Raw genomic sequence first — 14,000 nt, forward strand, 5'->3', positions numbered from 1 at the left:
TCCTCGCTTGTACGAACCGGCTGTGGAAACCGGCTGACGAGAAGAAGAGTGGTGGCCGTCGGGTGCAGTGGCGGCGGAACTCGGTTGCTTTTGTGGAGTTTTTTCACATAAAGCCTCAGGTCAGGGGTGCGACCCGAGCCCGGACACACGACGATCCGCCTGACCGGGTGGTCACGCGGATCGTCCCTGTTCAGGGGCTTGCCCTCGGTGCTGGGGATCAGCGCATGGCCGGGGCGCCCATCGTCACGACCTCGGCCAGCTCCGTCTGCACCCAGCGCATGCGGCGGACGGCCACGTCGGGGTGATCACCGAACTCGGTGGCCACGCCGGCGGCGCACCCATCGCTGCCGTACAGGAGGATCATGCTGGTGATCGCCTCCTCCACGGCGGTGCGACTCGGGTCCTCGGACGGCTGCAGACACGAGACGAACAGCGCCTCGGCCGCCAGATCCTTAACAGTGTTGATCATTTGTCGAACTCCCCGTTGCGACGACCTGCTTGGTTGTCCGGCCGGCACCCGCTGGTGACGAAGTCCATCATCTCCGCGAGCAGCCCGCCCTTCGGCAGCCACGCCGTGCGAAAGTGACCGCGATCCCGGCACTTGACCATCGGTCGGAACAGCACTGACCATCGGTCGGAACATCACGCACAACCGGGGGCGGATCGGAGCAGAGCGCCTGTCGTTCTCGTCCTCACCGTAGCTCGGTGGGCACCGGATCGACTTCTGGTTTTCGCCCGGCAACCCATACCGAGGGCCGGGGCAGCCTTGCGGCCACCGGACGGCGAATCCCTTGCTCGCAGACCGGATCCGCACTTCGTTTTCTGGCTCACCCGATTGGTACCCCACATCGGGGCGGCCAATCATGCCCGGCGCCTGTCGCGGGAACCCGCACGCGATGCGGGAAACGGCTCCCCGAACGGGAGCCGATCAGCAGTCGATGCCCACGTCGCACCCCTCCACCGAGGTTCCCGGCTGCGGCGGCGGCGCGGCCGACACACCGTCGCCGTTGGTGGTGTCGGGCGCCTTGCTGGTCGGCACGTCCGACGGCGGCGGTGGCGGTGGCGGGCTCTTGCTCCCCCCGCCGCCGCCCGGTTCGGTGATCGGCGCCGACGAGGTGCTGGTGCCGGGAGCCGGCCTGCTCGTGGGTGTCCTGCTCGGGGTCCCCTTGCTGGGCGTGATGTGCACGATGCCGACCGGGTCGACGGAGATGCCCGGAGCGGGGGTGGTCTCCGACGCGGGGTTGCCGAGCCGCTGGGTGCCGTCGGAGAGCTGCTCGACGGGGCGGGACGGCTCGCCGGGCTGGCTCGACACGTACGCCTGGCAGGTCTTGCCGTTGAGCTGGAAGAGCATCGGCGCGGCGTTGCTGTTGGTGTAGCGCCCGGTGATCTCCAGCGTGGTGTTCTGCTGCGGGGCGAGCGTGGCCGCCGACGCCACGGTGACCGCCCGGTTGTCCTGGGTCAGCGCCACTTTGCCCTGGCCGGAGAGGGTCTGGTCGCCGGGCATGAGGAACCAGAGCTGCCAGTCGTCGACCGGTTTGTCGCCGCGGTTGGCGAGCGTGACCTGAGCCTTGAAGCGGCCCTTCTCCTGCGACCAGACCGCGTAGCTGACGATGCAGTTGCCGGCCGCCGGGACCACGACGGGGCCGGGCGACGGTGTGCTGCTGGCCGCCTTGGTGTCCCCGTTCGGCGGCGCGGCCAGGCTCCAGCCGTAGGTCAGGCCGCTGAGCAGGGCGATCGTCCCGAGGACGACCAGGGCCCGGCGGGTACGGATCTGCTTGCGGCTGCGGGCCGGGGGCCGCTTGTCCGCCGGGGCGGCCGGGGCGCCCGCGCCGGGACGCAACGGCGGCGCCGCCGGGGCGGAGGCGGGCGAGGTGGCCGCCGCGACGGGGCCCATCCCCGCGTACGGGTACCCGGAGGGCAGGATCGTGGTGTCCTCGCCGTTGTCCCCCCAGTCCGCCTGGTAGCCGTTCGCCGGGGTCGCCGGGGCGCCCGCCGCGATGGCCGCCAGCACGTGCGCGACCTCGGCGGTCGGCGGCCGGTCCGCCGGGCGTTTCTCCAGGCAGCGACCGACCAGGGCATCGACGTCACGGGGCAGGCCCTCGACCGGCGGGAGCGGCTCGGGCTCCACGTACTGGTGGGCGCGCAGCAGCGCGGTGGTGGTGCCGACGTCCCACGGGAGCTGGCCGATCAGCATGCGGTAGATCAGCAGGCCGACCGCGTAGACGTCGGTGGCCGGGCTGACCTGACCGCCCTCGAGGCGCTCGGGCGCCAGGTAGGCGGGGGTACCGAGCAGGCTGCCGTCGTCGTCGGTGTCGTTCTCCCCGATCAGGGCGGAGATCCCGAAGTCGACGACCTTCGCGCCGGACTGGGTGAGCATGACGTTGGCCGGGGTGACGTCGCGGTGCACGATCCCGCGGGCGTGGGCGGCGGCCAGGGCGGCGGCCACGTCGGCGCTGATCCGGACAGCGGTGTTCCACGGCAGGGTGCGGACCCGGGCCAGCACGGCGGCGAGCGACTCACCGTCGACGAGCTCCATGACGACGTACGGCACGGGCTCGCCGTCGACGGTGGTCGCCTCGCCGTAGTCGTACACGTTGGTGATGTGTGGGTGACTCAGCCGTGCCGCGGCCTGCGCCTCCGCCCGCAGCCGTCGCCGGAACGAGGGATCGGCGCTGGTGGACGGGGGCAGGACCTTGATCGCGACCTGACGCCCCAGCACTTCGTCGAACCCTCGCCAGACCACTGACATCCCGCCGGCGCCGAGGCGCTCGACCAGCCGATATCGGCCGGCGAGCAGACCCGAGCCGGGCAGGTCCGTCGTGCTCATGTGCCCCCACATGCGCGCTTCGAGGAAAACGCCGGGCCGCACCGCCATGCCGACCGACGCCGGGCGAGCACGGGACCCGAGCACCGGATCCTGAGCATCCCCTATCGACGGCGAGGATGTTAGTACCTATAAGGCGTTAGTTCGACTCGCCCACCATGCGATCTACCAGGCAATCATCACGCTGAGTTGGATCAGCCGAGCGGCGTGTGGGGCTGTCCGAACGGCCAGGAAAGCGCTTTCTGTCAAGAAACCGGCACGGACCGGCACGGAGATTGCCCGCTTCGTCGGAACTTGCGCCTTCAACTTTCGTGTCGCTCCACCATGGACCTATACACGATTGGTCAATTCTTGGCTACTGAGAGAGATCAGGAATGTCCATGATCTGTCACACTGCTTGACCCGACCGGGGACTCGCGGTGAGATTCCGGGCCAGTTGCGGGGTGGCACGGACCGCCGGGGCGATCGGGACCACCGGATGGGCGCTGGCCGGGATCGCCCCCAGCTCACCGAGGAAAGCCCACATCGGCTCCCACTTCTCGTAGTTCACCAGCAGCACCTCGCCGGGCCCGGTCATCGCCAGCGCGGTGGTCACCGCCTCGCGGAAGCCGTCCGCGCGCACCGCCCGGATCTGCGGCCGCCGGGCCCGCATCTCCCGCTCGACCAGCGCGGACACCTGACCGGCCGGGCGTCCACGGGTGTCCCGGTCGTCGTAGAGCACGGCCCGGGTCAGCCCGTCCGCCAGGATCTGCGCGGACGCGGCGAGCAGGTCGTCGCGGCGGTCCGGCGGCAGCGTCACGGCGGCCACGCACCGGCTCGCACCCCAGAGCCGGTGCAGCGTACGCAACGTCGTGGCCAGCGCCGCCGGGTTGTGTGCGTAGTCCAGGAAGATCGACACGTCGCCGAGGCGCAGCAGCGTGCCCCGTCCCGGGTTGTCGACACGGGGGTCGAACTCGCTCAACCGGCCGGCCACGGTCTCCGGGCGGGCGCCGAGCGCGCGGGCGGCGGCGATCGCGGCCAGGGCGTTGGCGGCGGCGTGGAGGGCGGCTCCGCCGTACGCGCCGGGAACCTCCGTCAATCGCATCAGCGGCGTGCGCCGGGCCCCGGTCGCCTGGACGAGCCAGCCGTCCTGGAGCACGTACGCCGTGCCACCCTGCCCCAGATGCTCGGTCAGCACCGGGTTGTCCGGGTCGAGGCCGAACCAGACGAGGCGCTTGCGGTCGGCGCGCACCCGGGGCCGGGTGGCCAGGCTGCGCACCCACGGGTCGTCGGCGTTGAGCACCAGCGTGCCGCCGTCCCGCACCCGCTCCGCGACGACCGCCTTGACGTGCGCCAGGTCCTCGATCGAGTCGAGCCCGTCCTGCCCCAGGTGGTCGGCGGTGATGTTGGTGATCACGCCGACGTCCGACCAGTCGTAGCCGAGTCCGCGCCGCAGCAGCCCGCCCCGCGCCGTCTCCAGCACCGCCACCTCGACCTGCGGGTCGCCGAGCACCTGCTGCGCGGACCGCGGCCCGGTGGCATCCGCCAGGTGGATCGCGCGGCCGTCGACGTACACCCCGTCGGTGGTGGTCACGCCGACCCGCCGGCCACCCGCGCCGAGCAGGTGCGCGGTCAGCCGGGTCACCGTGGTCTTGCCGTTGGTGCCGGTCACCGCGACGGTCGGGATCCGCCCGTCGGAGCCGCCGGGGAACATCGCGCGCACGATCGCGTCTCCCACGTCCCGGGCCCGGCCGCGCACCGGGGCCAGATGCATCCGCAGCCCGGGGACGGCGTTGACCTCGATCACCCCGGCCACCGGCTCGTCCTCGCCGGTCGGCGGCAGCGGCGCGGCGATCTCCGGCAGCCGCAGGTCGATGCCGGCGATGTCCAGGCCGACCAGCGCGGCCACCCGCTGGCACAGCCGGGTCACGTCCGGGTGCACCTGGTCGGTGACGTCCCGGCTGGTGCCGCCGCTGGACAGGTTGGCGCAGTCGCGCAGCCAGACGGTCTCCCCTTCGGATGGAATGTCGGTTTTCTTGAACCTCGCCTCGTCCAGCGTGATCCGGGTCAGCACCCGCGAATGCCCGACGCCGCGCCGCGGATCCGCGTTGACCTGATCGACCAGCTCCTGCAACGTGGACTTCCCGTCGCCGATCACGTGGGCGGCGACCCGTTCAGCCGCGGCCACCACCTCGCCGGCCACCACCAGCACCCGGTAGTCGCGGCCGTCCAGCTGCCGTTCGACCACCACGTCCCCGCCCGCCTCGGCGAACGCCCGCTCGACCTCCTCGGGCGCCCTCAGCCCGAGGACGACGTTGCGCCCCTGACGCCCGTGCCGCGGCTTGACCACGACCGGTGCGCCCAGCTCGCGCAGCAGCCCGACCGCCTCGTCCGCGGTGGCCGCCACTCCCCCGGGCGCCACCGGGATGCCGGCCTCACCGAGCAGCCGCCGGGTGACGTGCTTGTCGCCGGCGATGTCGATGCCCACGCCGCTGGTCCGGTCGGTCATCGCGGCCCAGGCCATCCGCCGCCGGGTGCCCCAGCCGAGCCGGACCAGGCTCAGGTCGTCGAACCGCTCGACCGGGATGCCGCGGCGGCGCGCGGCCGCGATGATCGCCCGGGTGCTCGGGCCGGTCGCCTCCCGCTCGGCGAACGCCGCCAGCTCGGCGAGCCGCGCGGACGGCTTCCCAGCGGCGCGCCCGGCGTGGATGTCCAGGACCAGGTCCACCGCGGCGTCCAGCAGCTCGCCCGGCACCCGGGAGCCCGGCGACTCGTCCACCGGGCACTCCACGATCACGTCGTAGAGCCCGGCCTCGCCGGCCGAGACGGTCCGGCCGAAGCTGACGTCCCGGCCGATCAGCTGGGAGAGCTCCAGGCACACGTGCTCGGTGACATGGCCGAAGTACGTCCCGCCCCGCAGGCGGCTGACGAACCCGCCCGGCGCGCCGGCCGCGCAGTGGTGCTCGGCCAGCCCCGGCAGCGCCCGCAGCAGCCGCTCGGTGAAGCCGGTGACGTCAGACGTCTCCCGCCCGGTCAGCTCCTCCAGCCGGAGCCGGGCCACCACCGCCGGCCGGGACAGATACACGTTCGGGCCGCGCAGGCGGCGCAGACTCTCGATCTTCATAGGAGTGGTCCCCGATCCCCGGCCGCCGGCCGGTGAGGTGGAAGGTGTGGCCTGCCGGCAGCACGTGGATCAGTGCCCCGGCCATCGCGATCGGGCCGCCGCTCGGGACCCGGATCTCGGTCGCGGCCCCGGCGTCGACAACCGTCACCGCCCCGGTGCCGAGCACCTCGAAGCGATCGCCGTCGGTCAGGATCGCGGTGTCCTCGTCGATGCCCAGGCCGAGCTCGTGCGGATACCGCGCCACCGCGCTGAGCAGCCGGTTCAACCGCCCGCGCTGGGCGAAATGCTGATCGATGAGCACTCCGGGGAGGAATTCAAGACCGGGACCGGTGCGTACGGCCGCAGCCGTCACCCCCGGCTCGTCCCCGCCCACGATCATGGTGGCCGACATGATGGCCGCGCCCGCGCTGGTCCCGCCGAGCACCACAGCGCCGCCCGCCACCAGCTCCTGCAGCAGTGAGTCGGTCGCGGTGCCGCCCAGCACCGCGGTGATCCGCTGCTGGTCGCCGCCGGTGAAGAAGACCCCGGTGGCCTCGCGCAGGACGGCGGTCGCCTCCGGCGCGTTGGCCTGCGTCCGGGTGGTCAGCCGCAGCGCGCGCACCGAGCCCGCGCCCAGCCCGGTGAACGTCGCGACGTAGTGCGCCTCGGTGCTCTCCGGGGTCTCGCTGGCGGTGGCGATCACCACGATCCGTGCGGACGCGGCGCCGGCCAGCTCCACGAACCGGACGAGCAGCGCCGGTCCGGCGGCGCCTCCGATGATCATTAGCCGGGCGTCCACCGTGCCCTCCTCAGCAGGACCCTTTTCCGGGCCACTGTTGAGGTTAATCGGAACAAAACCGAAACATCCGGCTAATCGGAATGCTTGGGAGGCAGCAGGTGACGCACCGACGGCGGGCCCTCGGCCAGCGCGATCGCCCGTTTCTCCACCTGCTCGTCGTCCTCGGTCAACCGGCCCTCGTGCTGGCGCAGGTGCTCCTCCCACGTCGGGACCAGGTAGACCTCGACGAACTCGGCCGGGTCGGCGCCGTCCCGGAACAGTCCCCACTGGGTCGCGCCGGTCCGCTGCCGGGAACCGCGGAGCACGTCCATCGCGCTGACGAACTCACCGGTGTTCGCCGGCGGCACCCGGTACGTCGCGGAGACCAGGATCGGGCCGTCCTGCAGGTGCGGCTGCAGCATCAGGTGCGGCTCGGCCCAGAAGACGGCGGGAGATTGATCGTCGTCCTCGTGGGTGTGGACGGGCCAGCGGCGTACCGCCAGGGTGCCCGCCAGCATCAGAGCGCCCGCGATCCCGAAGGTCTCCCGCAGGCCGACCGCCTCGGCGGACTGTCCCCAGGCCAGCGCCCCGAGCGCCTGGCCGCCGGCGAAGACCAGCTGGTAGATCGCGAGCGCCCGGGCACGGACCCAGTTCGGCAGGTTGAGCTGCATCGCCGCGTTCATCCGGGAGACCAGCATCATCCAGGCCAGGCCCGCGACGACCAGCACCGGCGTGACCACGAACCGGTTCGGGACCAGTGCGGTGACCAGCAGCGCCAGACCATAGGCGATTCCGGTCACGGCGATCAGCTGGTTCGTCCGCAGCACCTTGCGCGCCCGCGGCATGAGCAGCGCCCCGGCGATCGCGCCGACGCCGAGCGCGGCCAGCAGGATGCCGTAACCGCTCGCACCCATGCCCAGCTCCCGGCTCGCGACCAGCGGCAACAGGCCCCAGACCACACTGCCGGGCAGCACGAACAGCAGCACCCGGCCGAGAATCCGCCGGATCACCGGCGACCAGCGAACATACCGCCCGCCGGCCCGCAACGCCGAGGCGAACGGCTCGGGACGGCTCACCGGCGGCCGCTCCGGGCGGCGCCAGCGCAGCAGCGCCACCGCGAAGACCGCGAACGACAGCGCGTTGAGGCCGAACACCACCGCCGAGCCGAAGTGCGCCACCAGCAGGCCGGCCAGCGCCGGACCGGCCGAGCGGGCAAGGTTGGTGTTGACCGCGCCGAGCGCCGACGCCGACGGCAGCTGGTCGTGCGGCACGACCTCCGGGATCACCGCCTGCCACGACGGCAGCGTCAGCGCCTGCCCGCATCCCAGCAGAAACGTGAAGATCAGGAGAACCTGCGGGCTCGCATGATCGGAAGCGGTCAGCGCGGTCAGCGTCGAGGCGATCAGAAACAGGCCTGCCTGTACGGCGATGAGCAGCCGCCGCCGATCCAGGGCGTCCGCGATCGTCCCGGCCGGCAGCGCGAACAGCAGCACCGGCAAGGTGGTGACCGTCTGCACCAGGCTGACCCAGGTGGCCGCGTCCGCCTCGTGCACCACCAGCCATTGGGCACCGACGGTCTGCATCCACGTGCCGACGTTGCTGGCGAGCACGCCGATCCAGAGCGCGCGGAAGATCGGGTTGGTTCGTAACACGCCTTATTCTGAGCGGCGGTGCGCGCCCGGGCCGGGGCGGGGCAGGACGTCACGGTGATCGGTCACCTCGTGCCCGCCGGCGCAGTGGATCTCGACATCCAGCTCGGCGCCGCAGTCCCGATGGGCGAACTGGATCGGCGGGCCCTCCGGGTCGGCCAGGTAGCGGTTGCCCCAGCCGGCCAGGGCGATCAGCACCGGATAGAGGTCGAAGCCCTTCTCGGTCAGCCGGTACTCCTGGCGCACCCGGGAACCCGGCTCCCGATACGGCTCGCGGCGCAACACCCCGGCCTCGACCAGGGCGGACAGCCGATTCGCCAGCACCTGACGGGGGATCCCGGTGCGCACCCGCATGTCGTCGAAGCGGCGGATCCCGGAGAAGATCTCCCGCAGCACCACCATGGTCCACTTCTCGCCGAGGATGTCCATCGCCCGCGAGATGGTGCAGTTGTCGACGCTCCAGTCGAGGGCTTCCGGCGGTGGTGTGACATGCGCGACCATGGCGTCGAGGCTAGGTCTCGTTGACAGACGCAGCAAGCCGGTGCCAGCCTGGGTCCATGACGCAGACCCAGACCGAGCGCTCCCGCACCTTCTCCTGGACCGACCCCAAGGAGCACGCCAAGCTGTTCGTCGAGCGCAGCGGCCTGGACGTCCTGCGCGCGATGGCGGCCGGCGAGGTCCCGCCCCCGCCGATCTTCCAGCTCATCGACGGCAACCGCCTCCAGGTCGAGCCGGGCAGCGTCACCGTCACCCTCGACCCGCAGGAGTTCCACTACAACCCGATCGGCACCGTCCACGGCGGCATCATCTCCACCCTGCTCGACACCGCCGCCGCCTGTTCCGTCCAGTCGACGCTGGCCGCCGGCATCGGCTACACCAGCATGGATTTGAACGTGAAGTTCCTGCGCCCGGTCACCGTCGACACCGGCCTGATCACCTGCACCGGCGCCGTCCTCCAGCAGGGCCGCCGGACAGCCCTGGCCGAGGCCCGCCTCACCGACGCCCGCAACCGCCTGCTGGCCCACGCCACCTCCACCTGCCTCCTCTTCGACCTCCCCACCCCGTAACCCCGCCCTCTCCACCGACGGCACTTACCGCACCGGAACAACCACCAGCATCAGCCAGCTCCGCACGCCGGCTGGCACTCACGGCTCCCCCCAGCCACGGCAACAGCCCTGAATGCCAGCTCACCCACCCCAGCTGGCACTCACGGCTCTCCCCAGCCGCTAAGACAGCCCTGAGCGCCAGCCGACGCTGCCGGCCGGTGCTCGGGGACGAAGCAGAGCTGTGGATACGCCGGGCGGCGTGGCGGCAGGTTGTCCACAGGCCCGAAACGGCGATGACCGGAATCCACGATTCTGATCGCGTGACTCCGACCCTCACCTCCTCGCCGGAGGAACTCGCCAAGGCCCCGTTCCGCGGCTCAACCGCGATAGCCGAAGGTCACATCACCCGAGGCGTGCTTCGAGGCGATGCCTGGCGCCGCCTTCTGCCTGATGTCTACGTGCATCGCGACCTCCCGATCGATCACCGCGTCTGGTGCTCGGCGGCCGGGCTGATCCTGCCTGCGGGTACGGCGATCGGTGGGCCCGGTGCTGCCCACCTGTGGGGCGCTGATCTGCTGCATCAGGACCCGCCGGGGTCCGCGGTGGCGCCCCGGGACCGATGGATGAGACGGAACCGCCGGATCATGACGCACCACACCGTCATTGCTCCGGAGGATCTGACGGTTCTCGGCGGTGTGGCCGTCACGACACCGGAGCGCACCGCTTTCGACCTCGGCCGCCGGCTGTCACGGGCAGATGCGGTGATCCTGCTGGATGCGATGCTCCGTAAGCAGACACTGCATGCCGACCGCGCAGCCGAGCTGGCGCGGCAGCGACCCGGGTGGCCGAGAGTCGCGCGGCTGCGTGAGGCGCTGGCGCTCGCCGACGGGCGAGCCGAGTCGCCGATGGAAACCCGTCTACGGCTCCTGGTCCACGACGCCGGCATCGCCCGACCGCAACCGCAGTTCGAGATCCGCGGCCGTGGAGGCGAACTCATAGCTCGGGTGGATCTGGCCTGGCACGGCTGCGCGTTGCCGTCGAATACGAGGGTGATCATCATCGCGAGCGCGTCCAGTTCCTTCGGGACGTCCATCGGTTGAACGCGCTGCACGAGGCAGGCTGGACGGTGCTCCGGTTCACCGCCGACCACGTGCTCCGGGCCCCGCAGCGAACCGCTCTCACCATCGCGCGTGAACTCGCCCGCCCCTAGCTGGCGCTGAGGGCTGTCCAGGAAGCCAAACACAGCCCTCAGTGCCAGCCGCTTCACCAGAGCTGGCACTCACGGCTGCACCGAACACCGCCAACAGCCCTCAGTGCCAGCCACCCCACCAGAGCTGGCGCTCACGGCCGCACCGAACGCCGCCAACAACCCTCAACGCCAGCCAGCCGGCCGGACGGGGCTGGGCTGGAGGCGGACGGACAGGGCCTCGGGGGCGGCCGGGCCGCGCAGGCGGGGTGGAAACGAGGTCGACCGGCCCGCTGGGTGGGGATTCGCGGGCCGGTCGACGACGTACTTGCTGGTGACGTTCTAGATGCCGGTGATGGTCGGGCGCAGGTCGGCGGCGGGGGGTGTCCAGGTGGTGGGGTCGGCCTCGACCTGGTCGCCGGAGCGGATGTCCTTGACCGTGTCGGGCGAGCCCGGGAACCACACGTACGGGATGCCGCGCCGGTCCGCGAACTGGATCTGCTTGCCGAACTTCGCCGCGGTCGGCGCCACCTCGGCCGGGATGCCCCGCCGGCGCAGCGCGGAGGCGATCCGGATGCACTCGGCCCGCTGCTCCTCGGCCGGCACCGCGACGACCACGGCGGTCGGCACCGAGCGGGACACCGAGATCGCGTTCTGCCCGAAGAGCAGACCGAGCATCCGGGAGACCCCGATCGAGATGCCGACCCCGGGGAAGCGGGTGTTGCCGACCGAGGCGAGCGTCTCGTAACGGCCGCCGGAGCAGATCGAGCCGGCTCGTTCGTACCCCTGCAATTGGGTCTCGTAGACCGTGCCGGTGTAGTAATCCAGACCGCGGGCGATCTTCAGCTCGGCCCGGATCAGGCCGGGCGCGTGCTCGTTGGCGGCCTCGACGACCTGCAGCAACTCGGCGAGGCCCTCGTCGAGCAGCGGGTCGGTGACGCCGAGCTTGCGGACGGCGTCCACGAAGGAGCCGTCGGTGGCCGAGATCTCGGCCAGTCGCAGGCATGCCTGCGCCTGCGCGTCGGTGGCGCCCGCGGTCTCGGCCAGCAGCGCCGCGACCTTCTCCGGCCCGATCTTGTCGAGTTTGTCGACGGTGCGCAGCACCTGCGCGGTGTCCGCGAGACCCAGGCCGCGGTAGAAGCCCTCGCACACCTTCCGGTTGTTGACCAGGATGGTCGCGCGCGGGATGGGCAGGGACCGGAACACGTCCCCGATCACCAGCGGCATCTCGGTGTCGAAGTGGAACGGCAGCGTGTCCCGGTTGACCACGTCGATGTCGGCCTGGAGGAACTCGCGGTAGCGACCCTCCTGCGGCCGCTCCCCGCGCCACACCTTCTGGATCTGGTACCGCCGGAAGGGGAAGACCAGCTTGCCGTGGTTCTCCGTGACGAAGCGGGCGAACGGCACTGTCAGATCGAAGTGCAGGCCGAGCTGGTCATCGGAGGAAGAGGAGGCGGAAGCGCCGGACGAGTCCTGCAGACGGTGCAGCAGGTAGACCTCTTTGGAGGTCTCCCCCTTGGAGAGCAGCGTCTCCAACGGCTCGACCGCACGGGTCTCCAGCGGCGCGAAGCCGTACAGCTCGAAAGTGGAACGGATCTTGTCGAGCACGTACTGCTCGATCATGCGCTGGGGCGGCAGCCACTCAGGGAAGCCGGAAATAGGCACTGTCTCTCCTGGAGAAGATCAGAGAACGATCAGAGGAAGCGGCCGGGCGCCGCGGTCAGCTCCCGCAGGTACGGGTTCGACGCGCGCTCGCGGCCGATGGTGGTGGCCGGGCCGTGGCCGGGCAGCACGACGGTGTCGTCGGCCAGCGGCAGGATCTTGTCCCGCAGCGACGTCATCATCGTCGGGGTGCTGCCACCCGGCAGGTCGGTGCGTCCGATCGAGCCCGCGAAGAGCACGTCCCCGGAGAGACAGATCTCCTCCGCGTCCCAGGAGGAGCTCTCGCCCGGCAGGCGGAACAGCACCGACCCGCCGGTATGGCCGGGCGCATGATCGACGGTGATCTTCAAGCCGACCAGGTCAAGAACGGCACCATCCGCCAATTCCGAGACATCCGACGGCTCCGAGTATTCGATCCGGCCGCCGAAGAGTGCGGTCAGATCGGCGCTCAGCCCCTTGGCCGGATCGGCCAGCATCTCCCGGTCGTCCGGGTGGACATACGCCGTGATGCCGCGAGCGCCGCAGACGGGGGCGACGGAGAACGTGTGGTCCAGGTGACCATGCGTGAGCAGCACCGCGGCCGGCGACAGCCGGTGCTGCGCGAGAACCTCGTCCAACTGATCGAGCACACCGATGCCGGGGTCGACGATCACGCACTGCTCGCCCGGGCCCGCGGCCACCACATAACAGTTGGTGCCGAAAGCCTGCGCCGGAAAGCTGGCGACGAGCACTGGCCGGTCCCCCTCAGAGAAATCCACCGAAAAACAGGTGCGAATCGTAACGAGCCTAGCTGGGCAGCCGCACACCACTTTCTCAGGAGGTACCCGTACACTCTCTCGGGCGTGTGGCGTGCCGCACCCCTTGACATGCACAGGGAAGGACAGCGTTAGTGGCTCCCAGCAAGGACCGGCAGCGCAGGCTCGCGCGCGCGAAATTCGATCGCCAGATGGCACGCCGGGCCGTCCGGGAGCGCAAGCGACGCCGTGTCCTGGCCGGCGCCGGCACCGCACTCGCCGTCGTGCTCGTCGCAGTCGGTGGCGCCTGGATCGGCGGTGCCTTCGACAGCAAGGAGAACACCGCCGCCGAGGCCCCTGACATCTGTCTGTGGTCGCCGCGTGACGTGTCCGGCAACACCGCGCTGAAGGACGTGGGCACACCCCCCACCAAGGACCTTCCGCAGACCGGCACCGAGACGATGACGATCGACACCAATCAGGGTGCCGCGATCACCGCCACGCTCGACGTCACGAGCGCGCCCTGTGGCGCCGCCAACTTCTCCTACCTGGCCGGCAAGAAGTTCTTCGACGGCACCGACTGCCACGAGATCCTCGACATCGGCGCGGTGCACTGTGGCGACCCGAGCGGCACCGGTCAGGGCGGCCCGGCGTACAGCTACTACGACGAGAACCTCCCGGTCCAGCCGGAGCCGGCGCCGAGCCCCTCCGCCGCGGCGAAACCCGCCGTGCTCTACCCCACCGGCACCGTCGCGACGGTCGGCAGCCCGGCCGGCAGCAACGGCAGCCAGTTCCTCATCTTCTTCAAGGACTACGCGCCGACCACCGACCCGGTCTACTCGATCGTTGGCCAGGTGACCGGCGGGCAGGACACGCTGGCCAAGATCGGCAAGATTCCCACGGTGACCGACGGCGCGGGAGAAAAGGTCAAGCCCAAGGAGAAGATCACCATCAAGAGCCTGACCGTCGCCGCGGACACCGCCGCGGCAGCTCCCACAGCGAGCGCGCAGTCGTGAGTTCGGAAGAGACCAGCAGGAGG

At 71.0% G+C, this 14,000-nt stretch carries 12 protein-coding genes; 4 read left to right on the forward strand and 8 right to left on the reverse strand.

All coding sequences use genetic code 11. The annotated features are described in order from the left end of the window. Nucleotides 1–217: 217 nt before the first annotated feature. The 6 genes from Acy02nite_RS18580 to Acy02nite_RS18605 all read right to left on the reverse strand — a co-directional run bounded on the left by Acy02nite_RS18580 (nt 218) and on the right by Acy02nite_RS18605 (nt 8,834). Nucleotides 218–469 carry a hypothetical protein gene (locus Acy02nite_RS18580; protein WP_203742217.1) on the reverse strand — a complete coding sequence of 84 codons (252 nt, stop codon included), beginning with the start codon at nt 467–469 and terminating at the stop codon, nt 218–220. Nucleotides 470–928: 459 nt separating this feature from the next. After that, on the reverse strand, nt 929–2,827 hold the full coding sequence (locus Acy02nite_RS18585) for a serine/threonine-protein kinase (protein ID WP_203742219.1): 1,899 nt from the start codon (nt 2,825–2,827) through the stop codon (nt 929–931). 385 nt (nt 2,828–3,212) lie between these two features. Further along, nucleotides 3,213–5,927 (reverse strand): cyanophycin synthetase, encoded by a 2,715-nt coding sequence (gene cphA / locus Acy02nite_RS18590; RefSeq protein WP_203742220.1) that lies wholly within the window; start codon nt 5,925–5,927, stop codon nt 3,213–3,215. Further along, nucleotides 5,818–6,705, reverse strand: coding sequence for a cyanophycinase (locus tag Acy02nite_RS18595; protein ID WP_203742221.1), 888 nt, complete (start codon nt 6,703–6,705; stop codon nt 5,818–5,820). Before Acy02nite_RS18595 ends, cphA begins: the two co-directional genes overlap by 110 nt. Before the next feature lie 71 nt (nt 6,706–6,776). Then, entirely contained in the window at nt 6,777–8,336 is a 1,560-nt protein-coding gene (locus Acy02nite_RS18600) for an MFS transporter (protein ID WP_203742222.1), read from the reverse strand. 3 nt (nt 8,337–8,339) lie between these two features. After that, nucleotides 8,340–8,834 carry a winged helix-turn-helix transcriptional regulator gene (locus Acy02nite_RS18605; RefSeq protein WP_203742223.1) on the reverse strand — a complete coding sequence of 165 codons (495 nt, stop codon included), beginning with the start codon at nt 8,832–8,834 and terminating at the stop codon, nt 8,340–8,342. Between the two features lie 56 nt (nt 8,835–8,890). Between Acy02nite_RS18605 and Acy02nite_RS18610 the strand changes: the two genes are divergently transcribed. From Acy02nite_RS18610 to Acy02nite_RS47605, 3 genes are all read left to right on the forward strand, one after another. Further along, entirely contained in the window at nt 8,891–9,400 is a 510-nt protein-coding gene (locus Acy02nite_RS18610; protein WP_203742224.1) for a PaaI family thioesterase, read from the forward strand. A gap of 299 nt (nt 9,401–9,699) precedes the next feature. Further along, nucleotides 9,700–10,479, forward strand: coding sequence for a type IV toxin-antitoxin system AbiEi family antitoxin (locus Acy02nite_RS18615; RefSeq protein WP_203742225.1), 780 nt, complete (start codon nt 9,700–9,702; stop codon nt 10,477–10,479). Then, nucleotides 10,404–10,589 (forward strand): DUF559 domain-containing protein, encoded by a 186-nt coding sequence (locus tag Acy02nite_RS47605; protein ID WP_369009914.1) that lies wholly within the window; start codon nt 10,404–10,406, stop codon nt 10,587–10,589. Before Acy02nite_RS18615 ends, Acy02nite_RS47605 begins: the two co-directional genes overlap by 76 nt. Nucleotides 10,590–10,907: 318 nt before the next feature. On the opposite strand, the gene hisS is transcribed toward Acy02nite_RS47605, so the two are convergent. Together hisS and Acy02nite_RS18630 are read right to left on the reverse strand one after the other, a co-directional pair. Then, the gene (gene hisS, locus Acy02nite_RS18625) at nt 10,908–12,230 is read right to left on the reverse strand and encodes a histidine--tRNA ligase (RefSeq protein ID WP_203742227.1); all 1,323 of its coding nucleotides are present in this window, start codon (nt 12,228–12,230) and stop codon (nt 10,908–10,910) included. A 29-nt stretch (nt 12,231–12,259) separates the two neighbouring features. Further along, nucleotides 12,260–12,958: an MBL fold metallo-hydrolase gene (locus Acy02nite_RS18630; protein WP_203742540.1), complete on the reverse strand. Its 699-nt coding sequence runs from the start codon at nt 12,956–12,958 to the stop codon at nt 12,260–12,262. A 158-nt stretch (nt 12,959–13,116) separates the two neighbouring features. On the opposite strand from Acy02nite_RS18630, the gene Acy02nite_RS18635 reads away from it, so the two are divergent. Next, complete coding sequence (locus Acy02nite_RS18635; protein WP_203742229.1) at nt 13,117–13,977, forward strand: peptidylprolyl isomerase; 861 nt, start codon at nt 13,117–13,119, stop codon at nt 13,975–13,977. The last annotated feature ends 23 nt before the right edge of the window (nt 13,978–14,000 follow it).

Origin of the sequence: Actinoplanes cyaneus, assembly GCF_016862095.1 — a bacterium.
GTDB lineage: Bacteria > Actinomycetota > Actinomycetes > Mycobacteriales > Micromonosporaceae > Actinoplanes > Actinoplanes cyaneus.

What these genes read in the sequence shown, in the direction of transcription:
- Acy02nite_RS18610 (WP_203742224.1), top strand. Translation starts at nt 8,891, where the DNA reads ATGACGCAGACCCAGACCGAGCGCTCCCGCACCTTCTCCTGGACCGAC.
- Acy02nite_RS18605 (WP_203742223.1), bottom strand. Translation starts at nt 8,834, where the DNA reads ATGGTCGCGCATGTCACACCACCGCCGGAAGCCCTCGACTGGAGCGTC.
- Acy02nite_RS18580 (WP_203742217.1), bottom strand. Translation starts at nt 469, where the DNA reads ATGATCAACACTGTTAAGGATCTGGCGGCCGAGGCGCTGTTCGTCTCG.
- cphA (WP_203742220.1), bottom strand. Translation starts at nt 5,927, where the DNA reads ATGAAGATCGAGAGTCTGCGCCGCCTGCGCGGCCCGAACGTGTATCTG.
- Acy02nite_RS18585 (WP_203742219.1), bottom strand. Translation starts at nt 2,827, where the DNA reads ATGAGCACGACGGACCTGCCCGGCTCGGGTCTGCTCGCCGGCCGATAT.